We start from the raw sequence: 25,810 nt of genomic DNA on the forward strand, positions 1-25,810 counted from the left end.
GGCCGGGACGGGGGCCGGCGCAGCCGGGGCGGCACTCACCGCCTCGGTGCGGCTGCGCTGGGCGTCAGCGGCGGTGCGCACCCTGCCCGGGGAGGACATGAACTGGGCGGAGGCTTTCTTGCCGCCGTTGGTGAGGGCCTTGCGGCGCTCCAGAGCTGCTTCCCGACTGGTGGTCCTGGCCATGTCCGCCCCGTGAATGGATGATCAAAAGTGATGGATCCCGACCGCCGGCCGGGATCCGCTGTGGTCGCTGGATCAGCGGCCTTCGAACACGACGAAGCAGGCGCCCTGGCTCTGGGTGTAGGCGTCGTAACCGACGAGGCGCACGTGGTGATCGGGGTAGGCCCGGTGGCAGGACTCCAGTTCGTTGACGATCACACCGAGATCCTTCTCACCGAAGAAGGGCAGCTTCCAGTACGACCAGTAGGTGGCCATGGAGCGGCTGGGGTGGACGTGCTCGACCAGGGGGCTCCAGCCCTGGGCAATGATGTAGGCGATCTGGTCGTAGATCTCGTCCTGGGTCATCGGCGGGAGGAAGCCGAAGGTCTCCAGGGTGGCGACTGTTTGGTAGTCACCCACGGTGCTCTTGAAGGGCATGGGGATCCTTGTGGGGAATGGGTTGGGGAACCCGGCCCCGCCGACCGTGGGTGGGATCACCGTCGGTCAGCGGAGGCAGGGTGTGGGGCCGTGGTGTCGGATCAGCCGACGTCGAGCTTGTCGACGGTGTCGAACTCGAACTTGATTTCCTTCCAGGTCTCGAGGGCGATGGCCAGCTCGGGGCTGTGCTTGGCGGCTTCCGTGAGGATGTCGCGGCCTTCCTTCTCGATCTCGCGGCCGGCGTTGCGGGCCTTGACGCAGGCTTCCAGGGCCACCCGGTTGGCGGCGGCGCCGGCGGCCGAACCCCAGGGGTGGCCGTGGGTGCCACCACCGAACTGGAGCACGGAGTCGTCACCGAAGATGGCGACCAGGGCGGGCATGTGCCACACGTGGATGCCGCCGGAGGCCACAGCGAAGACGCCGGGCATCGAACCCCAGTCCTGATCGAAGAAGTTGCCGCGGGTGCGGTCTTCGGGGATGAAGGATTCGCGCAGCTGGTCGATGAAGCCCAGGGTGGTCTGACGGTCACCCTCGAGCTTGCCCACCACGGTGCCGGTGTGCAGTTGGTCGCCGCCGGAGAGGCGCAGGCACTTGGCCAGCACCCGGAAGTGGATGCCGTGCTTGGGATGGCGGTCGATCACCGCGTGCATGGCGCGGTGGATGTGGAGCAGCATGCCGTTCTTACGGCACCACTTCGACAGACCGGTGTTGGCGGTGAAGCCACCGGTGATGTAGTCGTGCATGATGATCGGCTGCCCGAGTTCCTTGGCGAACTCGGCCCGCTCGTACATCTCCTCAGGAGTGGCGGCGGTGCAGTTGAGGTAGTGCCCCTTCTTCTCGCCGGTCTCTTCCTGGGCGAGCTGGACGGCTTCGGCCACGAACTCGAAACGGTTCTGCCAGCGCTGGAAGGGCTGGGAGTTGATGTTCTCGTCGTCCTTGGTGAAGTCGAGACCGCCGCGGAGGCATTCGTAGACCACCCGGCCATAGTTCTTGCCGGAGAGGCCGAGCTTCGGCTTGATGGTGCAACCCAGCAGGGGACGGCCGTACTTGTTCATCCGGTCACGTTCGACGCAGATGCCGTTCGGCGGGCCGGGGCAGGTCTTGATGAAGGCCATCGGGAAGCGGATGTCTTCCAGGCGCAGGTGGCGCAGGGCCTTGAAGCCGAACACGTTGCCCACCAGGGAGGTGAGCACGTTGGTCACGGAGCCTTCCTCGAACAGGTCGAGGGGGTAGGCGATGAACGCGTAGAAGGACTCCTTGTCACCAGGGACGTCTTCGATGCGGTAGCAGCGGCCCTTGTAGAAGTCGAGATCGGTGAGGAGCTCGGACCACACGGTGGACCAGGTGCCGGTGGAGGACTCGGCGGCCACGGCGGCAGCCACTTCTTCCTTGGGCACACCTTCCTGGCCGGTGCACTTGAAGCAGGCCAGCAGGTCGGTGTCGAGGGGGACGTAATCGGGAGTCCAGTAAGTGTCGCGGTACTCCTTGACCCCGGCGTCGTACTTCTTGCTCATGGGATTGTTCGGATGGGTTCGGATGGAAAACTCAGAGGGTCAGTCGACCGCTCAGTCCTTCGATCCCAGGCCGAAGCTGCTGTTCAGCGCCGGCTCCACCTCGCGGTGGGGACGGGCGATGATGTGGGCGGCCACCAGGCCGTCGCCCACCCGCTCGCAGGCATCGGCGCCGGCACGGACGGCGGCGTTGACGGCACCGGTTTCACCCCGCACCAGGACGGTCACGTAGCCGCCTCCGACGAATTCGCGACCGATGAGGCGCACCTCGGCGGCTTTGGTCATGGCGTCAGCCGCTTCGATGGCGGGCACCAGACCGCGTGTCTCGATCATGCCGAGGGCGATGCCCATGGTTTCGTTTGCCATTACCTGCTCCTGGAGGAGGGGGGTGGAATGTTCGCCTGCAACCTTGCTCCTCCGTCAAACCCTCCGTCAAGCGATTGGGAGCCGGGCGGCCATCAAGGTTTTGGGATCGGCTCATAAGCGCGCCTGATCAGTGCAACACAAAAAGCAAGCATTGCTTGATCGCCGCCCCGCCGTTGCCGCTCCTGGGGGGGCGCAGGCACGGCGCCGCGGCTCAGAGCGGCTCGGCGCTGGAGACGAAGCCGACCCCGCCGTAGCGCTTCAGCAGGGGCCGCAGGGCGGTGCCCATGGCCCCGAGCAGCTCGTCCTCCACGAACACGACCACGTGGGCATTGGCCCCCAGCCCGCTGAAGTCCATCGCTTCGGAGATCTCACCGGAGGGGCCCATGCCCGTGACGTGCCGCATCACTGAATAACCCTTCGCCCCGGCCGCGGTGATGGTGCGGCAGACACGGTTCAGTTCCCGTTCGCTGAGAAAGAGATCAATGCGCTTCATGGGGACGGGGCGACGGGGCGGCAACGGGCTGGCGTGGGAGCGGCGGGGTCAGCCGGCAGGAATGAACTGGCGGGTCAACGCCATGTAGAGAGGAATCCCGATCACCACATTGAAGGGAAAGGTGAGGCCCAGGGCGGTGGAGATGTAGAGGCTGGGATTGGCCTGGGGGACGGTCATGCGCATCGCCGCCGGCACGGCGATGTAGGAGGCGCTGGCGCAGAGCACCATGAACAGCAGGGTGTTCCCCTGCCCCAGCCCCAGCAGGAGGCTCACCCCCAGCCCCACCAGGGCATGCACAGGAGGAGCCAGCAGGGAGAAGCCGATCAGGAACGCCCCGGCCTGCTTCAGGTCCCGCAGCCGCTGGGCCGCGACGATGCCCATGTCGAGCAGGAAGAAGCACAGGGCTCCGTAGAAGAGTTTCTCGGTGAAGGGATCCATCTTCGCCAGACCCGCCGGACTGAAGGCCGCCACCACATAACCGATCACCAGGCTGCCGATCAGCAGGTACACCGAACCGTTCAGAAAGGCCTCCTGGAGAATCTCCCGCCAGCGCAGACTGCTGCCGCCGTTCTGCTGATCTCCGGCCATCTCCGCATCCTCCGCGGGGGCCGAGAGCCGGGCCAGGATCACCCCCACCACGATCGCCGGCGATTCCATCAGGGCCAGGGCCGCCACCATGAAGCCGTCGAAGTTCACGTCGACGACATTGAGGAAGCTCTCGGCGGTGATGAAGGTGACGGCGCTGATCGAGCCGTAGGAAGCGGCGATGGCAGCGGCGTTGTAACCGTCGAGGCGCAGCCGCAGGAACAGGAAGCTGCTGAGCGGCACCAGCAGCGACATCGCCACCGCCGCACCGACCGTGAGCAGCACCTGGGGGCCCAGGCCGCTGTGGGCCAGTTCCATGCCCCCCTTGAAGCCGATCGCCAGCAGCAGATAGAGGGAGAACAGCTTGGGCAGCGGCGAGGGGATCTCCAGGTCGGAGCCCACCAGCACCCCCAGAATTCCCAGAAAGAAGAAGAGGACCGGCGCGGAGAGAAGGTTCTGTAGGACCAGGCTCGACTGCATCGCCCTCCGGCGCCCAAAGGCTGGAGGCAACCTAGGGGCGAATCCGGCCATAGGCCGTCACCGGTCGCGCAACGTTGCCCCGCCCATCCGTCCGATCGCGAGCGAATTCCCTATCGTCCGCCCGGGGCAGGAACCCTGGAGTTTTCCGGGGGTGGAATGTTCAACCCATCCTGCCCCACCCCTTCCCCCACCCCGCTGCACCACAATGGGGCCCCCCACAGGGCCCCGCTTGTCCCTTTCCCCTTCCCCCCCGGTCCTGGTGATTGCCAGCGGCAACCCCCACAAGGTGGCCGAAATCACGGCCATGCTCGAGGGGGTGGGTCCGGAGGTGGGGCTGGAGATCCGGCAGCAGCCCAGGGACCTGGAGATTGAGGAGACGGGGCTCACCTACGCCGAGAATGCGCGCCTCAAGGCCTCCACGGTGGCGTCGCTCACGGGCTGCTGGTCACTGGCGGACGATTCCGGCCTGGAGGTGGATGCCCTTGATGGCCGTCCCGGCCTGTTTTCGGCGCGTTACGCCCCCACGGATCACGAGAAGATCCATCGACTGCTGCACGAGCTGGGCGATTCCCTCTACCGCGGTGGCACCTTCGTGAGCGCCATGGCCCTGGCCGACCCCGGCGGTGCGGTGGTGCTGGAGTCGCAGGGGGTCTGCCGGGGGCTGATCCTGCGGGAGCCCTCCGGCCATGGCGGCGGCTACGACCCGATCTTTCATGTGCGGGAGGCGGGCTGCAGCTACGCCGCGATGGGCGAGCACCTCAGGAGCAAGCTCGGCAGCCGGGGAAAGGCCGCCCGGGCGATGGCCCCGGGCCTCAAGCGGCTGCTGGGGCTCAGCCGCGGGAGCCGGCGTTGATCTGGGCCACGGCGCGCATGGCGGCGGCGGCGGCCTCCTCGACGTCGCCCTCCTTGCCCGCCAGGGTGAGGCGGCCGAAGGCACCCACCGCCTTGACGTCCACCACCGTGATGTTGGAGCTCTTCTCGGCTTCGTTGGCGGCGATCAGCACGTAGCCCGCCGGTTCGGTCTCGAGGATGAACATGCTCATCCCGGCCTGGATCATCGAACCGCGGCGGTTCTGGCGGTTGATCAGCACGGCGTGGTCGGGGGTGATGGCCCGGATGATCTCCGTCCAGGTCACCTCGCAGCGGCTGCGCAGCTCCACCCGGCTGCCGATGGCCTCCAGGACCACGTCGCCGGAGTGGAGCACGTTGCTCTGGTCCCGGTGGTAGAGAGCCAGGGAACCGAAGGCCCGCTCCACCACCATCTGGCCGAGCCGCACCGTGCTGGCCTTGAGGGCGATGTCGGTGACCCGGTGCACCGCCATCCCCGGGGAGACCTCCAGCCAGAGGCAGGCATCACCGGGGATCGGCAGGAAGCCATGGGACACCGTGCCCATGTACGACGCCAGCTGGGGCTGGAGGGAATCCAGGAAGACGTAGGTGCGCAGTTCGATCGACTGCACATGGCTGGACTGGCGCGCCAGCCGCCGGCCTTCGCTGTCGGTGGTGATCACGCAGCTGGCCCCGGAGGCCTCGCCGCTCACATCGGTGCCCGTGATCCGCAGACTCGCCGCCTTCCTGCGGGCGTCCGACCGGTCGTCGCGAAGGAAGGAACGGGCACTCTGCGAATCCATCACGGCGCGAGGCGCCAACCCCCGGAACAAATGGTTATGGCGATCCCCGGGGTGGTTGAAGCGCCGGGATCACTGGCCGCCGGCAGGGGCAGTCCAGAAGGGGAGGGTACTCCCGGGCGGGGCGCCGGCGGGGGCTTCTGGTCTAGGGGCAGCCCCGGCTGGTTCCATCGGCCATGCAGACCCGATCGCGGCCGGAGCCTTTGGCCGCATAGAGGGCCCGATCGGCCTGCTCCATCAGCCGGGAGAAGTCGAACGGCTGGGAGGCCTTTTTGGTGCTGACCCCCAGGCTGACCGTGAGGCGCCCCCCGGGGGCCTCCCCCTCCAGATTGAGCTGCCGCACCGAGAGGCGGATCCGTTCGGCCACCAGCAGGGCCGTCTCCCGGTCGGCCTCCGGCAACAGCACCAGGAACTCCTCACCACCCAGGCGGTAGGTGTGGTCCTGCTCCCGCACCGACGCGTTCAGCACCCGGGCCAGCTGCTTGAGCACCCGGTCGCCGGCTTCGTGGCCGAAGGTGTCGTTCACATTCTTGAAATGGTCAAGATCCAGTTCGATCAGGGAATAGCTGGCCGGCAACGTTGCCCCAGCCAGGGCCCGCCGGTTGGCCAGCCCCGTGAGTGGATCAGTGAGGGCCGCCAGGTTGAGGGCGGCCACCTCGACGGCCTTGCGCTGGTCCTCCAGCAGATGGTCCACCCAGGGGCGCATCGATTCGGTGAACTCCCGCAGCATCCGTTCCATGTCGGGATCGAACGTGTGCTGCCCCCCCTCGCCCTTCAGGGCCAGCACCATGGCCGGATAGCCGAGCAGGCAGATGTGGTGCCAGTCGGCGGGCGGCTCCCGCAGCTCGGGATGGTCTGTAAAGGCATTCCAGGTGGTCCAGCCGTCGATGGGCATGTTCACGGCCAGCTCGCACTCCCCGGGCTCGCCGGAGGATTCGAGGATGGTGGCCATGGCGCGGACCATGCCGAGGGGGCTGCTTTGGTGCATGAGGGCATCGCTCAGCTGGCGCCGGGCCTCGGCGATGCGGAGGAGCCGTTTCAGGTCCACGTCAGCGTCAGCCAGGCAATACACACCGCATTCGGTGGCGGCCATGGCGGTGAACATCTCATTGACGATCGAGGCGGCAATGATGTGGCCGTGCTGGGGGGCGATCAGGTCGATCCATGGCCAGCGGGAGCGGATGCGGGCCAGGCCGGCGCTGAGCATTTCCCGGCTTGGCATGTAGTGCTGATGAAAGGGCCGGGCGTTCTTGATGATGTAGGACGCATCGCTGGACTCCAGCACGCTGCTGTCGGGGACAAAGCCGCCGAACAGGTCAGAAGAAAAGAGGGTATGGCTGAACGTGTCATAGGACACCATCGCGCCAGGGGAATGGAGATAAGGCGTGAGCTGGAATTCCAGCCGTCGCCCCCCTTCCAGGGGCAGACACCAGCCGTGCTTCTCGACCAGATAGGTGGAGAAACGATGGGCGTAGTGGCGGATCAGGGCGTTGGCACGCCATTCGGTGACCACCTGCACGTCGGGGTGCGTCAGGACGTCGCCCAGCTTTGGCAGGGCGGCGCAGATGTCAGGGTCGGGGTGGTGACAGACGAGCCAGCGGATCGCGCCGAGATCGGTGATCGATCGCAGCTTGGCCAGGGTGCCGTCGATCGTGAGCGGCGAACCCGGATCGATCAGGACGCCGTCCGAACCGTTGGGGATGAAATAGGTGTGGCACTGGAAATGGTCCTTATCCAGTCGAACTCCCACCCACCACACACCCGGGGCAATTTCGACGGGATCGTCCGGGAGGGCTGCCGTCTCGAACCGTTGGGAGGGAGTCTGTGGACTGGGTCGATGCAGTGAACGGTCCATGGAGAAGGTGAGCCAACTCCGCGTCGCGCAGGGATGGAGACACGAATGGAGGCCGTCTTTCCATCGTGATTCAGCAGGTCCGGATACTTGCGACTCCGAAGGCAACCGATACCTTCCAGTTCAACCTTTCCAGGCGCGACCATGGCCACCCGCCGCACCGCCACCACCACCCCTTCCACCGCCGACGGCGCTTCCTCCGCACCCGGCGTGGCCAGCGAGACCCAGCCCCTGCGCCACCCCCTCGACCAGGACACGGTGTCCGAATGGATCACCCGGGCCCTCGATCAGGGGGTGAGGCCGGAGCAGGCCCTCGCCTTCATCGGCCTCGGCCTGATGCGGCGCATGGGCGGCGGCCTCGGGGAGGGCTTCGCCGACTGGAGGGACCCCGCCGAGGCGGATCACCCGGTCGACCTGGCGGCCCTGCGCCAGCGGCTTGAGATCACCGAGCTGGCCATCCGCACCGGCGCTCCCCTCAGCACCGCCGAGGTCACCCAGCTGATGGGGGCCCGGCCGGGGGCCGCGCTGGTGGAGCGGGGCGGACTCACGGCCCGCCGCCTGGGCCGCAACGTCTGGAAGCTGAGCCGCAGCGCCGATGGTGAGCGGGAGGAGCGCAGCATCGGCTTCAGCGAGGGATTCCGGCGCCGCCTCTGAGCGCGGGAACCCGCACACGATCCCGAAAAGATGTAACGCAGTCGGGCGCGGACCCCGCGGTCCCCGCTAACCCATGGAGGCTCCATACCCGGCGATCCCCTCCATGGGTGTATCCGCTCCACCGATTCAGCCGTCGCCCCCGGACATCCTCAAGGAAAGCGGCCAGCGGGAAGTGTTCTGCGGCCTCACCTCCATCGTCTGGCTGCACCGCCGCATGCCCGACGCCTTCTTCCTGGTGGTGGGCTCCCGCACCTGCGCCCACCTGGTCCAGTCGGCGGCGGGCGTGATGATCTTCGCCGAACCCCGGTTCGGCACAGCGATCCTGGGCGAACGGGACCTGGCGGGCCTGGCGGATGCCAACGAGGAACTGGACCGTCTGGTGAAGGATCTGCTGGAACGCCGGCCCGAGATCCGCACCCTTTTCCTGGTGGGCTCCTGCCCCAGCGAAGTGATCAAGCTTGACCTGGCCAAGGCGGCCGAACGGCTCAACACCCAGCTGCTCGGGCGGGTGCGGGTGCTGAACTACTCCGGCAGCGGCATCGAGACCACCTTCACCCAGGGGGAGGACAACGCCCTGCTGGCCATGCTCCCGCTCCTGCCCGCTTCCGATGAGGAGCAGCTGCTGATCGTGGGCACCCTGGCCGATGCGGTGGAGGATCGCTTCCGGCTGATCTTCGAGCGGCTGGGCATCACCACGGTCCGCAGCCTGCCGCCGCGGCGCTCCACCGATCTGCCGCCCGTCGGCAAGGGAACGCGGGTGCTGCTCGCCCAGCCCTTCCTGAGTGCCACCGCCCGGGCCCTGCAGCACCGGGGCGCCACCCTGCTGAGCGCCCCCTATCCGTTCGGCGTGGAGGGCAGCCGCGACTGGATGGCCGCCGCCGCCCATGCCTTCGGTGTGCCCGCCGACCGCTTCAACGCGGTGCTCGACCCCCTGGTGGAGCGGGGGCGCCGCGCCCTGGAGCCCCACCGGGAGGTGCTCGCGGGCAAGCGGCTGTTCCTGCTGCCGGACTCCCAGATGGAGATCCCCCTGGCCCGCTTTCTGTCCCGCGAATGCGGCATGGAGCTGGTGGAGGTGGGCACCCCCTACCTCGACCGCCAGCTGATGGCCGCCGATCTGGCTTTGCTGCCCCCCGCCACCCAGCTCAGCGAGGGCCAGGACGTGGACCTGCAGCTGGAGCGGGTGCGGGCCGCCCGCCCCGACCTGGTGCTCTGCGGCCTGGGCCTGGCCAATCCCCTCGAGGCCGAGGGCATCGCCACCAAGTGGTCGATCGAGCTGGTGTTCAGCCCGATCCACGGCTGCGACCAGGCCGGTGAACTGGCCGAACTCTTCGCCCGCCCCCTGCGGCGCCGGGCCGTGCTGCAGCTCTCCTGAACACCCCCCATGGAACTGACCCTCTGGACCTACGAAGGCCCCCCCCACGTCGGGGCCATGCGCATCGCCACCTCCATGGAGGGGGTGCACTACGTGCTCCACGCCCCCCAGGGCGACACCTACGCCGACCTGCTGTTCACCATGATCGAGCGGCGGGGACTGCGTCCTCCCGTCACCTACACCACCTTCCAGGCCAGGGATCTGGGCGGTGACACCGCCGAGCTGGTGCAGCGCTCGATCCGCCAGGCCGTCGAGCGCTTCCGGCCCGAGGCGCTCCTGGTGGGGGAAAGCTGCACCGCCGAGCTCATCCAGGACCAGCCCGGAGCCCTGGCCGCCGGCATGGATCTGGGGGTGCCGATGGTGAACCTGGAGCTGCCCGCCTACTCCAAGAAGGAGAACTGGGGCGCGGCCGAGACCTTCTACCAGCTGGTGCGCACCCTGCTCAAGGCGCAACTGCCGGCCCCGGGCACCCCCAAGCCCTCCCCCTCCCGCTGGCGAGCGGAGGGCCGCCGGCCCCGGGTCAACCTGCTGGGCCCGAGCCTGCTGGGCTTCCGCTGCCGGGACGACGTGCTGGAGATCACCCGGCTGCTGGCGGAGCACGGCATCGATGTTTCGGTGGTGGCGCCCCTGGGGGCCCGCCCCGCCGATCTGCTGCGCATCCCCACCGCCGACGCCAACGTCTGCCTCTACCCGGAGGTGGCGGGTCCGGTGTGCAGCTGGCTGGAGCGCAGCTTCGGCACCCCGGTGGTGCGCACGGTGCCGATCGGCATCGGCGCCACCGCCGCCTTCCTGCGGGAGCTGCACGGGGTGCTGGATCTGGCCCTGCCGGCCGAACTGGAGGCGGTGGAGGGTCAGCCGAGCGAGGCCGAGCGTCGCTCGCGGCTGCCCTGGTACTCCAAGTCGGTGGATTCCACCTACCTCACCGGCAAGCGGGTGTTCATCTTCGCCGACGCCACCCACGCCATCGCCGCCGCCCGGATCGCCTCCAAGGAACTGGGCTTCCAGGTGGTGGGCCTGGGCAGCTACAGCCGGGAGCAGGCCCGGGAGGTGCGGGCCGCCGCCGCCGAGCTGGGCCTGGAGGCCCTGATCACCGACGACTACCTGGTGGTGGAGAAGGCCATGGCCGAGGCAGCGGCGGAGCTGGTGCTCGGCACCCAGATGGAGCGCCACAGCGCCAAGCGTCTGGGGCTGCCCTGTGCGGTGATCAGCGCCCCCCTGCACGTCCAGGACGTGCCGGCCCGCTACTCCCCCCAGATGGGCTGGGAGGGGGCCAATGTGATCTTCGACTCCTGGGTGCACCCGCTGATGATGGGCCTGGAGGAGCACCTGATCGGCATGTTCCGCCACGACTTCGAGTTCGTCGACGGCCACCGCAGCCACCTCGGCGACGGCGCCCCGGCGGCGGCCTCGGGCGCCGACCACGAGGGCCCCACGGCCACGGCCCCGACCCAGGTGCCGGCCCCGGCGTCCGTCGCCACCGCCGCCCCGGCTCCGGGCACCACCACCGCCGGTGCCGCCGTCCGCGAGGCCCTCGAAAGCCTCTGGACGGCCGATGGTGAGGCCGAGCTCGCCAAGATTCCCTTCTTCGTGCGGGGCAAGGTGCGCAAGAACACCGAAGCCTTCGCCCGCGAACGGGGCCTGGAGCGAATCGATGCCGAAGCCCTGTACGACGCCAAGGCCCACTTCAGCCGTTGAGGCCCCTCTTGTGCCGTTGAGGTCCAAGCTGCTGATGTTTCGGTTTGCGTGATCCCCTGACAGCCGGGATCCGATCTGAGCAGGCTGTTTCTGACGCGTGATCCGCCGGTTGTCCGGCTTCCCCTTGTTTTTCCTATGACCACCACACTCACGTCTCCCCCGAGCACCAACCCCCGCGAAGATGGCGAGGGCAGCCTGCAGGTGCATCAGGACGCGTCGATGAACATCGAGGAGGGGGCCCTGGTGATCGCCGTCTACGGCAAGGGCGGCATCGGCAAATCCACCACCTCCTCCAATCTCTCGGCCGCCTTCTCCAAGCTGGGCAAACGGGTGCTGCAGATCGGTTGTGATCCGAAGCACGACTCCACCTTCACCCTCACCAAGAAGATGGTGCCGACGGTGATCGACATCCTCGAGACCGTCGATTTCCACACCGAGGAGTTGCGTCCCGAGGACTTCGTCTTCGAGGGCTACAACGGTGTGATGTGCGTGGAATCGGGTGGCCCCCCGGCCGGCACCGGCTGCGGCGGCTACGTGACCGGACAGACGGTCAAGCTGCTCAAGGAGCACCACCTGCTCGAGGACACCGACGTGGTGATCTTCGACGTGCTCGGTGACGTGGTCTGCGGCGGCTTCGCGGCCCCCCTCCAGCACGCCCACTACTGCCTGATCGTCACCGCCAACGATTTCGATTCGATCTTCGCCATGAATCGGATCATGCAGGCGATCAATGCCAAGGCCAAGAACTACAAGGTGCGCCTCGGCGGTGTGATCGCCAACCGCTCCGAGCAGACCGATGAGATCGATAAGTTCAACGAACGCACCGGTCTGCGCACCATGGCCCACTTCAAGACCGTCGATGCGATCCGTAAATCGCGCCTCAAGAAGTGCACCATCTTCGAGATGGAGAGCACTCCGGAAGTGGAGGCCGTCCAGCAGGAATACCTGAGCCTGGCCCGCAAGATGCTCAGTGATGTGGAGCCACTGGAGGCCGAATCGCTCAAGGATCGGGAGATCTTCGATCTGCTCGGTTTCGACTGAGCGCCAGCTGACGGACCCCGGCGGGCCCGTCAGATCTCCGCGGCGGCCCGCTCCACGATCCGTCGCGCCACCGCCTGCACGCCCGTGTGCTGGTAGGTGTCGGTGAAGGCGTCGAGGAAGGTGGCCAGCTGCTGGAAGCTTCCCTGCCAGGGGCCCAGGGTTCCCTGCAGGGCCTGAACCGCCTTCTGGCCGGTGAGACCCAGCTGGCTGGTGAAGCCGCCGGCCCAGCCCAGCCACGGTTCGACGCTCCGGCGCAGGAAGGTCAGATGGGCCCTATCGCCACGTCCCGGCAGCAGCCGGGCCATGCCGGCGTAGGCGGGCAGCTGGTGCAGGTCCCGCCTGTCGAGTCCCCCCAGCAGACCATCCAGCCGCGCCAGGGCCTGGTCGCCCAGGGGCAGCAGGGCATCGAAGCAGATCAGGGCGGCCATCCTCACCCGGGCCTCGCCGGCGTAGTCGCCCAGGGCGGCGGCGAAGTCGCCGAAGCTGTCACCGGGCAGGCCGTTCACCTGGGTGAAGGCCAGCAGCTCGGCGGCCACCTTCAGGCTCAGATCCGCCGCCTGCAGGTTGTCGCTCGTGGGCGTGAGAGCGGCGATCCGCTTCACCAGCGGCAGGGCACCGCCGATGTTGGCCAGCAGCCGCAGGCCGCCGGCAGCCTTCTGGGAGCGGTTGACGGCGTCATACAGGCTCAGGGCACGGCCATAGCCCTCGTGGCGCGCCCGGCTCAGCGCGTCGGCCCGGGCCCGCACCTGGCGGATCAGCTCCGGATCGGTGCTGCCCAGCACGTCGGTGATCAGGGCGTCGGCCTTGGTGATGTTGGTCCAGCCGCCGGGCACCAGGGTGCTGAGGCCCTTGATGGCCAGCACCGTCAGGTTGCGGCGGGGCAGGCGCTCGAGCCGCTCGAGAACGGAGCTCATGCTGGCGCCTGCAGAGCCGCCAGACCCCTGAGGTTGAAGCGGGCGAGCAGGTCCTGACGCTGTTCCGGATCTAGGCCCACTCCCTGGCCGATCACCTTGACCTGGAAGCGGTCGGCCACCAGCAGGGCCGTGGCCTGGGCACCCTGCTCCACCAGCGGCCAGCCCTGCAGACGGCTCCGGCTGGCTTCGAACTTGCTGCGGGCCTCCGGAGCGGTGGTGACATCGGAGATGGCGAGCAGGGCCTTCACCTGGCCGTCGTGCTTGAGCCGGGCCTCGCTGAACCCCCGCTTCTCCTGGGTGAACACCAGCTGGTCCCCGTCCTGGGGCTCGGGAAACAGCCGGTTGAAGGCCGCACCGTTCACCACCTGGCTCAGCGGTACATCGGCCACCGTCCCGCCCGGCAGCCAGGAGCGGAAGGGCAGGAACAGGAAGGCACCGATGGACAGGCTGACGACCAGCAGCAGTCCCAGTCCCCAGCGCAGGGTGCGGGCCATCCTCAGGCCAGTCCCACCAGCTGCATCGACAGGTCCCACATCCGCTGGGCGGTCACCGGGTTGCTGGCCTTCTCCGAGAGCTCCTGGCTGAACTGCTTGCCCCCTTTCGTCTGCCGGTTCCCCCAGCTCCAGTGCACCCCGGAGACGGCGAACTCCGGATCGGCCGCCACCTGGGCCACCCGCTCGCCCGCCAGGGCCTGGCTCACGTAGCCACCGGTGATGTTCTTCTGAAACCAGGGGAAGATGGTCTGGAAGGCCCGCGGGGTGTGGCGGAACAGGGGGGTGTCGGCCACGCAGCCCGGATAGAGGGAGGTGAACACGATGCCGGTGCTGCCGTGCAGCCGGCGGTGCAGCTCCTGGGTGGTGATCATGTTGCAGAGCTTGCTGTCCTTGTAGGCCTTGCCCGGCTTGAAGCTCTTGCCGCTGGCCATGGCGATCGGGGCCTTGAAGCCGGCGGCGAAGCCGGACAGGTCGCCGAGATCGGCGGGCGCCGGGATGGGGATCTTGCCGCCCAGCTCCTTGGAGTTGGCGGTGACGGTGCCCAGGATCACCAGACGCCGCGAGGGGTGGGAGGAGCGCTTGAGGTCCTCCATCAGCAGGTGGATCAGCAGGAAATGGCCGAAGTGGTTGGTGGCCATCGAGATTTCGTAGCCCTGGGGCGAGCGCTCCGGATGCTTCAGCCGCGGCAGGTAGACCGCCGCGTTGCAGACCAGGGCATCCAGGGGCCGGCCGGTGGCATGGAAGCTGTCGACCAGGGCGCGCACGCTGTCGAGGTCCGCCAGATCCACCTTCAGGTGGGTCACGGCACTGTCGGCGATGCCCAGGGCCGCCTGGGCCCGCTTGGCCTTGTCGGTGTCCCTGCAGGCCATCACCACGTGCCAGCCCCGATCCACCAGGGCCTTGGCGGCGAACAGGCCGACACCGGAGGAGGCACCGGTGATCAGGGCCGTTCCGGGAACCCCACTGCGGGCGGGGGAGAGGGCGGTGTCACCGGATGGGGTCACCATGGCGTTGCTGATCCGCGGGCGAAGGGGGCCCCAACCTACGGACGGGTGCCCTGGTTTCCAGATCCGGACGCGGCGGATTCAACAGTTGGAAACGGACGGTTCGACTGCCAGATCACCCGCAGGCGGTTCGGGGCGATCCACTGGCTCTGCTCCCGGATCAGGCGCTGCTCCCCCTCCACCATGAACAGGGCGTCGAAGCGCTCCCGGGCCTTGACCAGCTTGGCGTTCTCCAGCTCCAGCACGGCGGCGATCTCGCCCTGGCTCTCCATGCGCTGCTGGTAGGCGCCGGCGAGGCGGAACAGGCTGACGCCGGTGAGGGCGACCAGCCCCAGCTTGACGGCCAGGCCGATCAGGCTGCAGACGAGCTCCTGACGCTCGGCGGACAGGGAGAGCCGCTGACTTTCACCGCTGCATCCGCCCACTTCGCCGCCGGTACGGACGGGCTCGAGACCGGAGCCGGCGGCCGCCATCTGGCCCTGGAGGCTGGGAAGCGGGTGCAACGGGAACGGACCGACCGCGCCATCCCCGGCCACCTGAAGGGAGGGGGAACGCCGTGGACGGCCCGTGGAGCTGCGTGCAGCGGGGGGCTGGCGCCGGGAAGGCTGGGGCTGGGTCTGGCGCACCTGAGGGAAGGCTGCGAGCCCTCCGCTTGTAGCAGCCGGCCCGGACCTTGCCAAGGGAGCGGCCCTGCAGCTTCAGGCTTTGTAGAGGCTGAAGCAGAGGCGGACGGCCAACACCCCGGCATGGGCCGCCACGATGAGGGCGATCAGCACTTCGGCCTGGTTGATCGGAGTGACCATATCCTTGACGGTGAATGGGTTTGACCGACCCATTCTTCGGCCATCGCGAGCTACGGTCCAGCCTCCGGCCCTGCCCTGTCACAGCTCTTGATGGCGCCCCAACCCTGCCCCGAGCCCCTGAAGGTGTCCGCCGCCCAGGTGCGCGGCCTCGACCTCTCCCCCCTGGCGGGCCTGGCGTCGCTGGCGCCGGCCGCGCTGCTCACCGCGGCCAGCGGACTGGTCCTCGACTTCGACTGGCCCCGGGGGGCGGAGGATCCGCGCGAACTGTCGGAGATCCCCGAACTGCGGCTGTGGAGCCTGCGGGCCGATGCGCTCCATCCCTGGCTGCCCCTGGTGCTGGAGCGCAGCGGCGGCCAGCTCACCCGCCACGTGGCCATGCTGCTTCCCCATGGTTTCAGCCCCACCGAGGGGATCCGCTTTGCCCCCGAGAGCCTGGAGCTCTGGATCACCCAGCGCCTGTTCCTGCTCGACCACTGGGCCGCCTCCGGGGGGATCGAGTGCCGCGCCAACCTGGGCCAGATGGCCGCCGTGCTCGGCTATGAGCTCGACCCGGGCTTCTGGAGCGTGATGCCCTGAGCCTCGAACCAGAGACCCAGGGCGCGGCGGCCGCTGTCCAGCGCCAGCACCAGGGTGATGGCCCGCAGCATCCAGACCAGCCGTTCCTCCCGCACCCGCTCGAGCCGGGAGGCCGACCACTGCGCCGCCACCGCCGCGGTGCCCCCGAGCACAAGGCCGACCAGGGGATTGGCCCGGCCATCGGCCAGAAAGGCCAGCGAGGCGCTGCTGGCGGAGGCCAGCACCGCCAGGGTGCTGTAGCGGATCGCCGCGTGGACCGGCATCCGCAGCACCCCCACCATCACCGGCACCATCACCAGGCCGCCGCCCACCCCCAGCAGCCCGGCCGCCACCCCGGCCAGGACCCCCACCAGGCCCATGGAGAGGGCCAGCTCCAGCGGGCGCGGCTCCGCCTCCGGCGTTGCCTGATCCTGCGGGCTGCGGGGCCTGACAAGCCCGGTGAGCAGGGCATAGAGCAGGGCCTGCAGGCCCATCAGCTGCCAGCCGGCCAGCCCCTGGCCCAGGCGGCTGAACAGACCGGCGCTGAGGGCGGCCCCGGCGACGATCGCCACCGCCCCCGGCCAGGCGAGCCGGCCGCTGCGCACATGGGCGATGCTGCCGCCGAGCGTGGTGGGAACGATCGCCAGGGTGCTGGTGGCCAGGGCCTGATGGGGGGTCAGGCCCAGCAGCAGCAGCAGGGGGGAGAAGATCAGCCCTCCGCCGATGCCCAGCAGTCCGGAGAGCAGGCCGGCCACCAGTCCCAGGGGCAGCAGGGGCAGCAGGCTCCAGATCAGGGTCGGGGCCTTCGGCTGACCAGGGGCCATCATGACAGCGCCGCCTGTCCCATCGACGCCGCTGGACGCTCCGATGCGCTGGGTCCGTTCCACGTGTCTGGGCGGGGACTGGCAGATGGCCATCGACGCCTGGCTGCTGGAGAGCCCGCCGACGCCGGCCTTCCGGCTCTACCGCTGGTCGCGGCCCACCCTTTCGCTGGGCTGGCACCAGCGGCGGCTGGAGCCCCACTGGTGGGACCTGCGGCGCCAGGGGCGCATCGACCTGGTGCGCCGCCCCAGCGGCGGCCGGGCCGTGCTCCATGGCGCCGACCTCACCTACTCCCTGGTGTGGCCCCGGCCGCAGGGAACCCGCTCCGAGGTCTATGGCCAGGCCCTCACCTGGCTGGTGGAGGCCTTCGCCGCCCTGGATCAGCCACTGCAGTGCGGCCGCCAGGAGGCCAGCCTGCAGCGCAGCAGCTGCTTCGCCACCAGCACCGTCGCCGACCTGGTGCACGCCAACGGGGCCAAGCGGGTGGGCAGCGCCCAGCTCTGGCATGGCGGCCATCTGCTGCAGCACGGTTCGATCCAGCTGGACCCCTGCCCCCATCTCTGGCGGGAGGTCTTCGGCGGCGATCCGCCCGTCCTCGATCCCCTGCCGCTGGCGGGGATCGCCCTGGAGGAGCACCTGCTGCGTTCGGCGGCGCGCTGGCTGCCGTGGCCCGCCTGCCCCGATGGCTGCAGGGAGGGTCGGCCGTCTCCCCTGCCGCCCCTGACCCCCCTGGATGGGGAAGAGCTGGCCGCGATCGCGCCGCTGCTCGCCCGTTACCGGCTGACCGAGCCCGTTACCGGCTGACCGAGTCCGTCAGCGGCGAGACCTCCCCGGAGCTGACCATGCCCCGGGCCACCTGACCGAGGGCCATACCAAGCGGGTAACCGTTCTCACGGCGGGCGACGGTGAGCAGATTGGCGGGCAGACGCAGTCCCAGTTTCTTGAGCACCGCGTCCCCCAGTTCGGGGCGCTCCACGGTGCCGCAGGGCAGTCCCGCCGGGCTGAGCACCAGCAGCCGCTGGTGGTTGCCGTCGTCCAGCTGGAGGGCGGCCTGCCAGAGCGGGGCGGATTCGGGGATGGCGGGCAGGCTGGAGAGGGGCCGGAAGTGGTCGCCCACCCGCTCCCGATCCCAGCACTGGACCGGCAGGGACTGCAGGGGCTCATCATCGATAACCCCCTGCCAGCGACCCCGGTCGCAGACCAGCAGCCACTCCGCCGGGCCATTGACCTCTTTCTCGGCGGGGGGAGGGGCGCCGTCGCCGGCCTCGGCGATCGGCGGTGCCGTGCCGAGGCGCAGCCGGCTCAGCTCCCGCAGGGTGGTGTCGGCCTCCAGCACCCGGAAGCGGCGCTGGGCCACATCGCGGACCTTGAGATCCTTGAGGGCCTGCTGGACGACCAGCATCTGCTTCTGGTTGCGGGCCGCCCCGAGGCCGAACCAGCCGAGCAGGATCAGCCAGGCGCCGGCGATCCCGCCCCCCCGCAGCAGCAGCACCGTCCCCATGCCGACGGCGAACAGGGACAGGAAGCGGCCGCAGGCATTGGCCACCTCCACACCGCGCCGCTGGCTGCCGGAGAACTGCCAGACCAGGGCCTTGACGATCAGCCCCCCATCCAGGGGCAGACCGGGCAGCAGGTTGAACAGGCCCAGGATCAGGTTGAGGGCACCGAGCCGTTCCACCATCTGGCCCAGCACCGGGGCCACATGGCTGGCGGCATGGGTGGACGCCAGCAGGCCGAACCCCAGCACCAGGCTCACCGCCGGTCCCGCCGCCGCCACCATCAGGGCCCCGCGGGCGGTGGAGCATTCCCGCTCGACGCTGGCGACGCCGCCCAGCAGGAACAGGGTGATGCTCTTCACCTTGACCCCCTGGCGCAGGGCCACCAGGGAATGGCCCAGCTCATGCAGGAGCACGGAGACGAACAGGGCCAGGGCCGTGACCAGGGCCACGACCCAGAGGGCCGCCGGGGCGAGCTGGCTGCCCAGGCTGAGGGCGTACTGCTGCTGGAAGGCCAGGGTGGCGAGCAGCAGGATGACGAACCAGCTCGGGTGGATGCGCAGGGGGATGCCGCGGATCGTCAGCAGTTGCCAGCCTTCACCCACGGGCACCGTCCGCTCGGAGATCCGGCCGCAGCCGGACTTGTACACCCCATCCTAGAAAGACAGGCCAGACGCTCTGATGCCGGTCACCACGCCGCTGCTCAAGATCTGCGGGCTCCGGGAGCCGGCCCAGGCCACCGCCATCGCCGCCCTGGGGGCCGATGCGATCGGGGTCATCGCCGTTCCCGGCTCGCCCCGTTACGTGCCACCGGAGCAGCGACCGGGGTTGTTCGCGGCCATGGCCGCCGGCCACCCAGCCTGCTTCGGCGTGCTGGTGGTGGCCGATCCCGGCGACGACCAACTGGAGGAGCTGGACGCGGCACGGGGCCATGCGGTGGTCCAGCTCCATGGCGAGGAGAGCGTCGAGCGCTGCCGCGCGCTGGGGGGGCGGCTGGGGGTGCGCCTCTGGAAGGCCCTGCGGGTGCGGACCCCCGAGGACCTGGAGCGGGCAGCCGCTTATGCGGGTGTGGTGGAGGCCCTGCTGCTCGATGCCTGGCAGCCGGGCCAGCTGGGAGGGACCGGGCACCGGATCCCGATCGAATGGCTGGAGGCGTTCCGCCCACCGATGCCCTGGTGGCTGGCCGGGGGCGTCGGCCCCCGGACGGTGGCCGAGCTGCTGGCCCGGCTGCGTCCCGATGGCCTCGATGCCTCCAGTGCCCTGGAGGAGCGGCCCGGGGTCAAGGACCTGGCGCGGGTCGCGGCCCTGGTAGCGGCGGTGCGTGGATCCGGCCGCGGTTGATTGGCGTTTGGCGCTGCCGGGTGCAGGATCGGTGCACCCCGATGCCTGCCCCCACTTGGCCTTCCTCCGCCGCGCTTCCCGAGCCCGTGTCGTCCTCTCCCTGGCCCTGCTGCTGGCGGCGCTGCCTGGGGGTCCCGGGCTCCGGGCCCAGGACCTGGTGGGCTGCCAGCTGGTGGACGGCACCCTCCAGTGCGTCCCCGGGGTGACGGCCGATCCCCAGCAGCAGATCCAGCTGCTGAGCCAGCAGATCGCCGGCGATCAGCAGCTGGAGGGGGCGGTGGAACAGCGGATCGCCGGGCTCGGTCAGCTGCTGCTGCAGGGTGAGGCCATGCAGGGCGCCCTGCTGCAGGCCACGGCGGCCGCCGAAGGACTGGCCTCCCTGCCCCCGAGCGCCTTCCACTGGTACCGGCTGTCCCCCGGACAGGTTCAGTGGCAGCTGATCCAGGGGGCCAGCGGCCCCACCTACGCCCTCACCCCCGCCGATGTGGCCTCCCAGGTGATGGTGGTGGTGGCGGTGCCCACCCCGGGGGGCAGCCAGCGCAGCGTCTCCCAGGTGGTGGGGCCGGTGGCGCCCCGTCCGGTCAACTGAGCCGGCTCAGGTGCTGAGCAGGGCCTCCTGCTGACGCACGAGCTCGAAGAACTCCTGCTTGAGGCTCGGGTCGTGGCGGAAATCACCGCGCACGACCGAGTTGACCATGCTGGTCTGGGGTTCCTTCACCCCGCGCCATTTCATGCAGTAGTGCTGGGCCTTGACCAGGATCGCCAGGCCGAGGGGCTCGCAGAGCCGCTCGATCTCGTTGGCGAGGATGATCACCGCCTCCTCCTGGATGTGGGGCCGGGAGAAGACCCAGTCGGCGACGCGGGAGAACTTCGACAGGCCGATCACCCGCTCACCGGGTTTGATGCCGATCCAGCAGTTGCCGAGGATCGGCACCAGGTGGTGGGAACAGGCGGAACGGATGGAGATGGGCCCCACGGTGTAGATCTCATCGAGCTGCTTCACGTTGGGGAAGCTGGCGATCTTCGGCTGCTCGTGGTAACGGCCCTTGAACACCTCGTGCAGGTACATCTTGGCCACCCGCTCGGCCGTCTCCTCGGTGTTGTGGTCGTTCTCGATATCGATCACCAGGCTGCGCAGCAGGTCACGCACCTTTCCGGCCACCTCGATCTCCAGCTGGTCGAGCTCACCCTCGCGCAGGTGGTCGGAGATGTTGTCGTTGGCCAGAAACGGGATCCCCTCCTTCTGCAGCCGTTCGCGGATCCGCAGGCTGACGGGGATGGGGGTCGTGACGGGAGCGGCCTGACGGGCGCTGAGGCCGGTGGGGAGGGTGGATGTCATAAGGGGGGTTAGAAGGCTCCGGCGGCCGGCATCAGGGTGAGGTCCTCAACCGTCTGGCTGTGGGGTTGCCGCGCAAGGTAGAGCAGCGATTCGGCGACCTGCTCGGCTGAAAGCATGGCACGTCGGTCGAAGGAACTGTGGACGGTTTCACTGTCCCAGAGGGGTGTATTCACCGCCCCCAGGGTGAGGGTGCTCACGGCGATGCCGGCGGAGCGCTCCTCCGCCTCGAGGCAGCGGCTGAAGGAGGCCAGGGCGGCCTTGCTGACGCAGTAGGCGCCCCACTCGGGGAAGGCGTTGCGGGCGGCGTGGCTGCTGACGTTGATGATCCGCCCGCCCCCCGCCTGGCGCAGGGCGGGCAGCACCGCCTGGCAGACCTGGAAGACGCTGGTGAGGTTGAGCTGCAGCAACCACTGCCAGCGTTCGATCGGCATCGCCGCGAGGGGACCGGTCCAGGCGGCACCCGCGTTGTTGATCACCACCGAAGGCACCGGACCGCGCCCCAGCAGCTCGGCCATGGCGGGGGCAATGGCCTCCGCCTGGGTCAGGTCGAGGGCCAGGGTCTCGACCCGGCTGCCCTGGGCCCGCAGCTCGGTGGCGAGCCCCTCGAGGTCGGCCAGACCGCGGGCCACCAGCAGCAGGTCGAAGCCCTCGGCCGCGAAACGTCGGGCGGTGGCCGCGCCGATGCCACGGGAGGCACCGGTGATCAGAGCGACGGGCAACGGGCGGAGCGTCAGGGACGCAAACCCTACGGTGCGTGGGCGGGATCCGGCGCCGCCCCCTCCAGCACCTGGCCCATCCGCCGGAACTTGGCGTAGCGGGCCTCCAGCAGGGCGGATTCGCTGCAGGTCTGCAGCTCCGCCAGGTGGCTGAGCAGGGCCTGGCGCAGCGTTTCCGCCGCCTGGATCGGCGCCCAGTGGTTGCCCCCGGAGGGTTCCTTGAGCAGGGCATCCACCAGCCCGAGCTGCAGCAGATCGGCGCCGGTGATGCGCAGGGCCTCGGCGGCGGCGGGGGCCTTGCCGGCATCGCGCCAGAGGATCGAGGCGCAGGCTTCGGGGCTGGCCACGGTGTAGACGCTGTGCTCGAACATCAGCAGGCGGTCGGCCACGCCGATGCCGAGGGCGCCGCCGGAGCCCCCTTCCCCGATCACCACGGCGATGATCGGCACCCGCAGCCGGAACATCTCACGCAGGTTCACGGCGATCGCCTCCCCCTGGCCCTCCTCCTCGGCCTTGACGCCGGCGTAGGCCCCGGGGGTGTCGATGAAGCTGAGGATCGGCAGGCGGAAGCGATCGGCGTGTTCCATCAGCCGCAGCGCCTTGCGGTAGCCGCCCGGGGAGGCCATGCCGAAGTTGCGGGCCACGTTCTCCTTCATGTCGCGGCCCTTCTGGTGGCCGAGCAGCACCACGGGCTGGTCGCCGATGCGACCCACACCGCCGACCAGGGCGCGATCGTCATTGCCGCGGCGGTCGCCGTGCAACTCGATCCACTCGTCCGTGATGACCTGGATGTAATCGAGGGTGCTGGGCCGCTGGGGGTGGCGGGCCACCTGGATCTTCTGGGCCGGGGAGAGGGAGCTGAAGATCTCCTCCCGCCGCCGGGTGGCGAGGGTTTCCAGCTGCAGCAGCTGCTGGCTCACGTCCACCTCGGAATCACGGGCCAGCTGGCGGATCTGCTCGATCTGCTCCTCGAGCTCCACCAGCGGTTTCTCGAACTCCAGCAGGACGCGGCGGGCCATGGGCGCTCAGGCGAGGGGGTCAGGTGATGGAGAGGCTGGGGATCGCTGCCGGGACGTCCAGGCCGAGGGCCTGGAACCCGTGGCGAAGGGAGGCGGTGCCGATCAGGTCCATCTTCTCGAGGCTGATGTTGTTGCGGCCCCAGCTGAAGTTGGTGTGGATCCCTTCAAACTCCAGCAGCATCGCTTCGGCGAAGCAGGCGAACATCTGGCGCTGGGGCCTGGCCATCTCGGCGGCCTCCATCATCTGCCAGCCGATGTCGGAACCGAATTCGACGATGCCGCCCTTGAGCACGTGGATGCCGTCGCCGGCGGCCCGGGTGTCGAGGTTCTTGGGGTAGCCGCCGTCGACCATCAGGCAGGGACGGGGCAGCCGGCTGGGGTCGATGGTGCTGGCCTGGGCCAGGCTGGCGACCCAGACCACCACATCGGCTTCGGCCAGGGCGTCGTCCAGGGGCAGGATGCGGCCTCCGCCGAGTTCCTGCTGGAGATCGGCCAGGGGCTGGGGCCGGCGGGCCACCAGAAGCAGCTCCTGCACGCCGGTGCGCTGGGAGAGCCAGCGGCAGACGGCGCTGCCGATGTCACCGGTGGCCCCCACCACCGCCACCTTGGCCCGGCGCAGGTCGATGCCCAGTTTCGGCGCGTTCTCCTCCACCTGACGGCAGAGGACCCAGGCAGTGTGCGTGTTGCCGGTGGTGAACCGTGTCCAGTCGAGGGTGGTGGCCCGCACCTGCTGTTCGCGCAGCAGCTTGAAGTCTTCGAAGATGATGGAGGTGAAGCCCCCCAGGGCGGTGATGTCGATGCCGGTCTTCTGGGCCAGCTCCATGGCATTGAGCACCTTGCGCTTGGCCGTCTTGAAGCGGCTCAGCATCTCGGGCACGAACACCGAATCGATGTAGGCCCCTTCGATGCGCTGGCCCGTGGGGCTGGTGACACTGATCCGCTCCACCAGCTGGGGGGGGGCGCTGCACCACATGTCCAGATCCCCCTCCGCGTACTCCTCGAAACCCAGGCTTCGCGCCAGGTTGCGGGCCGACTCGAAGCTGGTGGAATGACCGATCAGGCCGAACATGCAGGAAGGTGAAAGCGGCGGCAGGGGCGGGGCCGGATGTCGCCGACGCTACATCCTCCCCAGGGGTGGGGAAGGGGGGCGGTTCAGCCCACCAAGGCCGCGGCGGCCATCCGGGCGATCTCCCTGGGGGTGAAGCCGATGTCGGTGAGGGCGTCCTGGTAGGCGATCAGGAAATCCTCGATCAGGTCTTCCTTCTCCATGTGGAGCACGGCGGCGTCGGCGGCCACCCGATCGAGCATGCGGCGCACGTGGGGGAGGTTGTCGCGGTTGGCCTGCTCCAGCTCGGCGCGGGACTCCTCCAGATGGGCCTTGAGCCACTCCTGGCCGTAGTTGAGGTGGGTGTACTCGTCCTTGACGACCCCTTCGGTGATCTTGCGGGCGAACGGATCGGCGACAGGGATATAGATGTGATACGCCGAGATGGCGAAGGCTTCGATCAGCAGGGCCTGGATCAGCAGGCAGGTGACAACCTTGCCCTCCTGGAGGGCCGCCTGGAAGTTGTTGCGCAGGGGGGAGAAGAACTCCTGGGCGAAGGGCATGTCGGCGGTGACGCCGAGGTTGTTGCCGCAGGCGGTGAAGCCCTTCATGTGCTTCAGCTCCATCCGGGCCAGCCGGGCCAGTTCCTCGGCCTGGTCGGGGAGGAGGGTGCCGAGGGACATGTAGTTGTCGTGGGCTTCCTGCTCACCTTCGATGACAATCGCGTTGATGCGGCTGTAGGCGTCCTTGTAGGCGGCGGTGCTGAAGTCGGGCAGATCGCTCCCCTCGATCGGGCCCGCCGGATCCAGGGAGGAATCGACGGACGTGGTGGTTGCGAGGGTGGGCATGGGAACCACGGGGATAGGCAATCCCGCGACTTTAGTCACGCTCTGCCGGATGTCGGCGGCCAGTCGCTGCGCAGCAGGGCCTCCAGCCGCCGCTCCCAGCTCTCCACCAGACGCCCGAACAGCTGGCGGCCCAGCTCCTCGCTGGCGCTGGAGGGATCACCGATGACGCCGCTGGCACTGATCTCCCGCGTGCGCCAGGCGCTGGGGCAGGCCCCCTCCAGGCTCCAGCCGGCGGGCGGGGCCTGGGCCTCACCGGGGCCGTCGGCAGCGGGGAGGGGGCCGGCGACGGCCGGTTCGAGAAACAGCATCAGGCTGGTCTCGGCCAGGCCGGCGTGGAGGCCGTGGCTGCGTTCCGGCTCGGGGATCAGGGCCCCGAGTCCATCGGCGCCGCGCCACAGGAAGCAGGGCAGCACCGCCAGGGCGGGTTCCAGCACCCGCAGCTCCCGGGCCGCGGCCTCCAGCAGGCCGATCTGGCCGCCGTGGGCGTTGAACAGCACCAGCCGCCGGAAGCCCGCCGCCGCCACCCCTTGGCCGACGGCGCGCACCAGGTCGATCAGCAGCCCGGCCGGCAGGCTGAGGGTTCCCGGGAAGCCCAGGTGCTCCGGCGAGAAGCCGAAACTCTGCAGCGGCAGGCGCCAGATCGGCAGGTCGGGATCGAGCCGGTCCAGCACAGCTTCGGCCACCCGTTCGGCGAACAGGGCATCGGTGCCGAGGGGCAGCAGCGGACCGTGCTGCTCGACGGCGCCCAGGGGCCACAGGACCGTGCTGCCCGGACGGGCCGCCTGCTCACGCACCGTCGTCCAGCTGAGGCTGGCGAGGCGTCGCTCGGTGCTGGGGGGCATCGGCAGGGGGAGGACCGGCCTCCGAAGGGTGGTTCGTACAGTGTGGGGCCCCGTGCTTCGCTGAGGACCTCCATGGCAGGAACCGGCAACCCCGCGCCGCGTCAGCCCCGGAACCCCGCCCAGCGCCCCACGCCGCCGGCGAGGCCTTCCGGGTCGGCCCCGGCGCCGCTGCGCAAGCCTCCCCAGGTGTTGATGATCAAGAAGGAGGACGAGGCGGCGCCCGAGCCCCCCCTGGCCCCCAACGCCTCCGGCCCGGCCGGCGCCCCAGCGGCGGCCTCCGGTCCTGTGGCCCCTGTAC

31 protein-coding genes are annotated in these 25,810 nt (G+C 69.4%); 9 read left to right on the forward strand and 22 right to left on the reverse strand.

The genetic code is table 11. The features are described 5' to 3' along the window. From VB737_RS09060 to VB737_RS09085, 6 genes are all read right to left on the reverse strand, one after another. The coding region (locus VB737_RS09060; RefSeq protein ID WP_500312523.1) for a hypothetical protein at positions 1 to 183 on the reverse strand (183 nt) is incomplete at its 3' end. A gap of 72 nt (positions 184 to 255) precedes the next feature. Beyond that, positions 256 to 597 (reverse strand): ribulose bisphosphate carboxylase small subunit, encoded by a 342-nt coding sequence (locus tag VB737_RS09065; protein WP_015107693.1) that lies wholly within the window; start codon positions 595 to 597, stop codon positions 256 to 258. A gap of 101 nt (positions 598 to 698) precedes the next feature. Then, entirely contained in the window at positions 699 to 2,111 is a 1,413-nt protein-coding gene (locus tag VB737_RS09070; RefSeq protein WP_323305961.1) for a form I ribulose bisphosphate carboxylase large subunit, read from the reverse strand. A gap of 51 nt (positions 2,112 to 2,162) precedes the next feature. Next, the gene (gene csoS1, locus VB737_RS09075; protein WP_015107695.1) at positions 2,163 to 2,474 is read right to left on the reverse strand and encodes an alpha-carboxysome major shell protein CsoS1; all 312 of its coding nucleotides are present in this window, start codon (positions 2,472 to 2,474) and stop codon (positions 2,163 to 2,165) included. A 211-nt stretch (positions 2,475 to 2,685) separates the two neighbouring features. Beyond that, the gene (locus VB737_RS09080; protein ID WP_500312524.1) at positions 2,686 to 2,967 is read right to left on the reverse strand and encodes a P-II family nitrogen regulator; all 282 of its coding nucleotides are present in this window, start codon (positions 2,965 to 2,967) and stop codon (positions 2,686 to 2,688) included. Positions 2,968 to 3,015: 48 nt separating this feature from the next. Continuing rightward, a complete protein-coding gene (locus VB737_RS09085; protein WP_500312525.1) occupies positions 3,016 to 4,032 on the reverse strand; it encodes a sodium-dependent bicarbonate transport family permease in 1,017 nt (338 codons plus the stop codon). A 229-nt stretch (positions 4,033 to 4,261) separates the two neighbouring features. Here VB737_RS09085 and VB737_RS09090 point away from each other — a divergent pair, with 229 nt between their 5' ends. Then, positions 4,262 to 4,885, forward strand: a complete 624-nt coding sequence (locus tag VB737_RS09090; protein ID WP_500312526.1) for a non-canonical purine NTP pyrophosphatase — start codon at positions 4,262 to 4,264, stop codon at positions 4,883 to 4,885. Here the strand turns inward: VB737_RS09090 and VB737_RS09095 are convergent. After that, positions 4,863 to 5,663 carry a BMC domain-containing protein gene (locus VB737_RS09095; protein WP_500312527.1) on the reverse strand — a complete coding sequence of 267 codons (801 nt, stop codon included), beginning with the start codon at positions 5,661 to 5,663 and terminating at the stop codon, positions 4,863 to 4,865. The two genes, VB737_RS09090 and VB737_RS09095, sit on opposite strands and share 23 nt — an antisense overlap. A gap of 142 nt (positions 5,664 to 5,805) precedes the next feature. Then, entirely contained in the window at positions 5,806 to 7,410 is a 1,605-nt protein-coding gene (locus VB737_RS09100; protein WP_500312528.1) for an oxygen-binding di-iron domain-containing protein, read from the reverse strand. Positions 7,411 to 7,656: 246 nt separating this feature from the next. On the opposite strand from VB737_RS09100, the gene VB737_RS09105 reads away from it, so the two are divergent. From VB737_RS09105 to bchL, 4 genes are all read left to right on the forward strand, one after another. After that, complete coding sequence (locus VB737_RS09105) at positions 7,657 to 8,166, forward strand: DUF8679 domain-containing protein (RefSeq protein ID WP_500312529.1); 510 nt, start codon at positions 7,657 to 7,659, stop codon at positions 8,164 to 8,166. Positions 8,167 to 8,269: 103 nt separating this feature from the next. Continuing rightward, the gene (locus tag VB737_RS09110; RefSeq protein ID WP_500312530.1) at positions 8,270 to 9,538 is read left to right on the forward strand and encodes a ferredoxin:protochlorophyllide reductase (ATP-dependent) subunit N; all 1,269 of its coding nucleotides are present in this window, start codon (positions 8,270 to 8,272) and stop codon (positions 9,536 to 9,538) included. A 9-nt stretch (positions 9,539 to 9,547) separates the two neighbouring features. Next, entirely contained in the window at positions 9,548 to 11,233 is a 1,686-nt protein-coding gene (locus VB737_RS09115) for a ferredoxin:protochlorophyllide reductase (ATP-dependent) subunit B (RefSeq protein ID WP_500312531.1), read from the forward strand. A 135-nt stretch (positions 11,234 to 11,368) separates the two neighbouring features. Continuing rightward, a complete protein-coding gene (bchL, locus tag VB737_RS09120) occupies positions 11,369 to 12,274 on the forward strand; it encodes a ferredoxin:protochlorophyllide reductase (ATP-dependent) iron-sulfur ATP-binding protein (protein WP_500312532.1) in 906 nt (301 codons plus the stop codon). A gap of 29 nt (positions 12,275 to 12,303) precedes the next feature. Here the strand turns inward: bchL and VB737_RS09125 are convergent, their stop codons facing one another. From VB737_RS09125 to psaM, 5 genes are all read right to left on the reverse strand, one after another. Beyond that, positions 12,304 to 13,188 (reverse strand): hypothetical protein, encoded by an 885-nt coding sequence (locus VB737_RS09125; protein ID WP_500312533.1) that lies wholly within the window; start codon positions 13,186 to 13,188, stop codon positions 12,304 to 12,306. Further along, entirely contained in the window at positions 13,185 to 13,682 is a 498-nt protein-coding gene (locus VB737_RS09130) for a hypothetical protein (protein ID WP_500312534.1), read from the reverse strand. Before VB737_RS09130 ends, VB737_RS09125 begins: the two co-directional genes overlap by 4 nt. A gap of 2 nt (positions 13,683 to 13,684) precedes the next feature. Beyond that, complete coding sequence (locus VB737_RS09135; RefSeq protein ID WP_500312535.1) at positions 13,685 to 14,689, reverse strand: protochlorophyllide reductase; 1,005 nt, start codon at positions 14,687 to 14,689, stop codon at positions 13,685 to 13,687. Positions 14,690 to 14,724: 35 nt separating this feature from the next. Further along, the gene (locus VB737_RS09140) at positions 14,725 to 15,189 is read right to left on the reverse strand and encodes a hypothetical protein (protein ID WP_500312536.1); all 465 of its coding nucleotides are present in this window, start codon (positions 15,187 to 15,189) and stop codon (positions 14,725 to 14,727) included. 195 nt (positions 15,190 to 15,384) lie between these two features. After that, positions 15,385 to 15,489 carry a photosystem I reaction center subunit XII gene (psaM, locus tag VB737_RS09145; protein WP_043325215.1) on the reverse strand — a complete coding sequence of 35 codons (105 nt, stop codon included), beginning with the start codon at positions 15,487 to 15,489 and terminating at the stop codon, positions 15,385 to 15,387. A 90-nt stretch (positions 15,490 to 15,579) separates the two neighbouring features. Here psaM and VB737_RS09150 point away from each other — a divergent pair, with 90 nt between their 5' ends. Further along, positions 15,580 to 16,065, forward strand: coding sequence for a CRR6 family NdhI maturation factor (locus VB737_RS09150; RefSeq protein ID WP_500312537.1), 486 nt, complete (start codon positions 15,580 to 15,582; stop codon positions 16,063 to 16,065). Here VB737_RS09150 and VB737_RS09155 read toward each other — a convergent pair. Then, positions 16,026 to 16,868 carry a sulfite exporter TauE/SafE family protein gene (locus VB737_RS09155; protein ID WP_500312538.1) on the reverse strand — a complete coding sequence of 281 codons (843 nt, stop codon included), beginning with the start codon at positions 16,866 to 16,868 and terminating at the stop codon, positions 16,026 to 16,028. The genes VB737_RS09150 and VB737_RS09155 overlap by 40 nt on opposite strands. Positions 16,869 to 16,953: 85 nt before the next feature. Here VB737_RS09155 and VB737_RS09160 point away from each other — a divergent pair, with 85 nt between their 5' ends. Beyond that, positions 16,954 to 17,670, forward strand: coding sequence for a lipoyl protein ligase domain-containing protein (locus VB737_RS09160; RefSeq protein WP_500312539.1), 717 nt, complete (start codon positions 16,954 to 16,956; stop codon positions 17,668 to 17,670). On the opposite strand, the gene VB737_RS09165 is transcribed toward VB737_RS09160, so the two are convergent. Beyond that, positions 17,660 to 18,967 carry a M50 family metallopeptidase gene (locus VB737_RS09165; protein WP_500312548.1) on the reverse strand — a complete coding sequence of 436 codons (1,308 nt, stop codon included), beginning with the start codon at positions 18,965 to 18,967 and terminating at the stop codon, positions 17,660 to 17,662. The two genes, VB737_RS09160 and VB737_RS09165, sit on opposite strands and share 11 nt — an antisense overlap. A gap of 76 nt (positions 18,968 to 19,043) precedes the next feature. Between VB737_RS09165 and VB737_RS09170 the strand changes: the two genes are divergently transcribed. Together VB737_RS09170 and VB737_RS09175 are read left to right on the forward strand one after the other, a co-directional pair. Next, positions 19,044 to 19,703 carry a phosphoribosylanthranilate isomerase gene (locus tag VB737_RS09170; RefSeq protein ID WP_500312540.1) on the forward strand — a complete coding sequence of 220 codons (660 nt, stop codon included), beginning with the start codon at positions 19,044 to 19,046 and terminating at the stop codon, positions 19,701 to 19,703. 55 nt (positions 19,704 to 19,758) lie between these two features. Next, positions 19,759 to 20,292 (forward strand): hypothetical protein, encoded by a 534-nt coding sequence (locus tag VB737_RS09175; protein ID WP_500312541.1) that lies wholly within the window; start codon positions 19,759 to 19,761, stop codon positions 20,290 to 20,292. Positions 20,293 to 20,298: 6 nt separating this feature from the next. Here VB737_RS09175 and folE read toward each other — a convergent pair whose 3' ends face one another. The 7 genes from folE to VB737_RS09210 all read right to left on the reverse strand — a co-directional run. Next, entirely contained in the window at positions 20,299 to 21,042 is a 744-nt protein-coding gene (gene folE / locus VB737_RS09180) for a GTP cyclohydrolase I (protein WP_500312542.1), read from the reverse strand. 8 nt (positions 21,043 to 21,050) lie between these two features. Next, entirely contained in the window at positions 21,051 to 21,761 is a 711-nt protein-coding gene (locus tag VB737_RS09185) for an SDR family oxidoreductase (protein ID WP_500312543.1), read from the reverse strand. Positions 21,762 to 21,787: 26 nt separating this feature from the next. Further along, complete coding sequence (locus VB737_RS09190) at positions 21,788 to 22,777, reverse strand: acetyl-CoA carboxylase carboxyltransferase subunit alpha (protein ID WP_500312544.1); 990 nt, start codon at positions 22,775 to 22,777, stop codon at positions 21,788 to 21,790. Positions 22,778 to 22,796: 19 nt separating this feature from the next. After that, the gene (locus VB737_RS09195) at positions 22,797 to 23,846 is read right to left on the reverse strand and encodes a long-chain acyl-[acyl-carrier-protein] reductase (RefSeq protein WP_500312545.1); all 1,050 of its coding nucleotides are present in this window, start codon (positions 23,844 to 23,846) and stop codon (positions 22,797 to 22,799) included. Between the two features lie 83 nt (positions 23,847 to 23,929). Next, positions 23,930 to 24,670 (reverse strand): aldehyde oxygenase (deformylating), encoded by a 741-nt coding sequence (locus VB737_RS09200; RefSeq protein WP_106221373.1) that lies wholly within the window; start codon positions 24,668 to 24,670, stop codon positions 23,930 to 23,932. 35 nt (positions 24,671 to 24,705) lie between these two features. Next, positions 24,706 to 25,512 (reverse strand): creatininase family protein, encoded by an 807-nt coding sequence (locus VB737_RS09205; protein ID WP_500312546.1) that lies wholly within the window; start codon positions 25,510 to 25,512, stop codon positions 24,706 to 24,708. 101 nt (positions 25,513 to 25,613) lie between these two features. After that, positions 25,614 to 25,810, reverse strand: a 197-nt coding sequence (locus VB737_RS09210) for a hypothetical protein (RefSeq protein WP_500312547.1), incomplete at its 5' end; no start/stop codon positions are given.

The organism is Synechococcus sp. BA-120 BA3 (assembly GCF_034931285.1).
GTDB lineage: Bacteria > Cyanobacteriota > Cyanobacteriia > PCC-6307 > Cyanobiaceae > Cyanobium.

Bases quoted from the DNA above. Each gene is read 5' to 3' on its own strand.
- VB737_RS09135 (WP_500312535.1), bottom strand. From the start codon at position 14,689: ATGGTGACCCCATCCGGTGACACCGCCCTCTCCCCCGCCCGCAGTGGG.
- VB737_RS09125 (WP_500312533.1), bottom strand. From the start codon at position 13,188: ATGAGCTCCGTTCTCGAGCGGCTCGAGCGCCTGCCCCGCCGCAACCTG.
- csoS1 (WP_015107695.1), bottom strand. From the start codon at position 2,474: ATGGCAAACGAAACCATGGGCATCGCCCTCGGCATGATCGAGACACGC.
- VB737_RS09170 (WP_500312540.1), top strand. From the start codon at position 19,044: ATGCCGGTCACCACGCCGCTGCTCAAGATCTGCGGGCTCCGGGAGCCG.
- VB737_RS09190 (WP_500312544.1), bottom strand. From the start codon at position 22,777: ATGGCCCGCCGCGTCCTGCTGGAGTTCGAGAAACCGCTGGTGGAGCTC.
- VB737_RS09205 (WP_500312546.1), bottom strand. From the start codon at position 25,512: ATGCCCCCCAGCACCGAGCGACGCCTCGCCAGCCTCAGCTGGACGACG.
- VB737_RS09110 (WP_500312530.1), top strand. From the start codon at position 8,270: ATGGGTGTATCCGCTCCACCGATTCAGCCGTCGCCCCCGGACATCCTC.
- VB737_RS09115 (WP_500312531.1), top strand. From the start codon at position 9,548: ATGGAACTGACCCTCTGGACCTACGAAGGCCCCCCCCACGTCGGGGCC.
- VB737_RS09080 (WP_500312524.1), bottom strand. From the start codon at position 2,967: ATGAAGCGCATTGATCTCTTTCTCAGCGAACGGGAACTGAACCGTGTC.
- VB737_RS09070 (WP_323305961.1), bottom strand. From the start codon at position 2,111: ATGAGCAAGAAGTACGACGCCGGGGTCAAGGAGTACCGCGACACTTAC.
- VB737_RS09150 (WP_500312537.1), top strand. From the start codon at position 15,580: ATGGCGCCCCAACCCTGCCCCGAGCCCCTGAAGGTGTCCGCCGCCCAG.
- psaM (WP_043325215.1), bottom strand. From the start codon at position 15,489: ATGGTCACTCCGATCAACCAGGCCGAAGTGCTGATCGCCCTCATCGTG.
- VB737_RS09160 (WP_500312539.1), top strand. From the start codon at position 16,954: ATGGCCATCGACGCCTGGCTGCTGGAGAGCCCGCCGACGCCGGCCTTC.
- folE (WP_500312542.1), bottom strand. From the start codon at position 21,042: ATGACATCCACCCTCCCCACCGGCCTCAGCGCCCGTCAGGCCGCTCCC.
- VB737_RS09130 (WP_500312534.1), bottom strand. From the start codon at position 13,682: ATGGCCCGCACCCTGCGCTGGGGACTGGGACTGCTGCTGGTCGTCAGC.
- VB737_RS09065 (WP_015107693.1), bottom strand. From the start codon at position 597: ATGCCCTTCAAGAGCACCGTGGGTGACTACCAAACAGTCGCCACCCTG.
- VB737_RS09085 (WP_500312525.1), bottom strand. From the start codon at position 4,032: ATGCAGTCGAGCCTGGTCCTACAGAACCTTCTCTCCGCGCCGGTCCTC.
- VB737_RS09200 (WP_106221373.1), bottom strand. From the start codon at position 24,670: ATGCCCACCCTCGCAACCACCACGTCCGTCGATTCCTCCCTGGATCCG.
- VB737_RS09105 (WP_500312529.1), top strand. From the start codon at position 7,657: ATGGCCACCCGCCGCACCGCCACCACCACCCCTTCCACCGCCGACGGC.
- VB737_RS09155 (WP_500312538.1), bottom strand. From the start codon at position 16,868: ATGGCCCCTGGTCAGCCGAAGGCCCCGACCCTGATCTGGAGCCTGCTG.
- VB737_RS09195 (WP_500312545.1), bottom strand. From the start codon at position 23,846: ATGTTCGGCCTGATCGGTCATTCCACCAGCTTCGAGTCGGCCCGCAAC.
- VB737_RS09095 (WP_500312527.1), bottom strand. From the start codon at position 5,663: ATGGATTCGCAGAGTGCCCGTTCCTTCCTTCGCGACGACCGGTCGGAC.
- bchL (WP_500312532.1), top strand. From the start codon at position 11,369: ATGACCACCACACTCACGTCTCCCCCGAGCACCAACCCCCGCGAAGAT.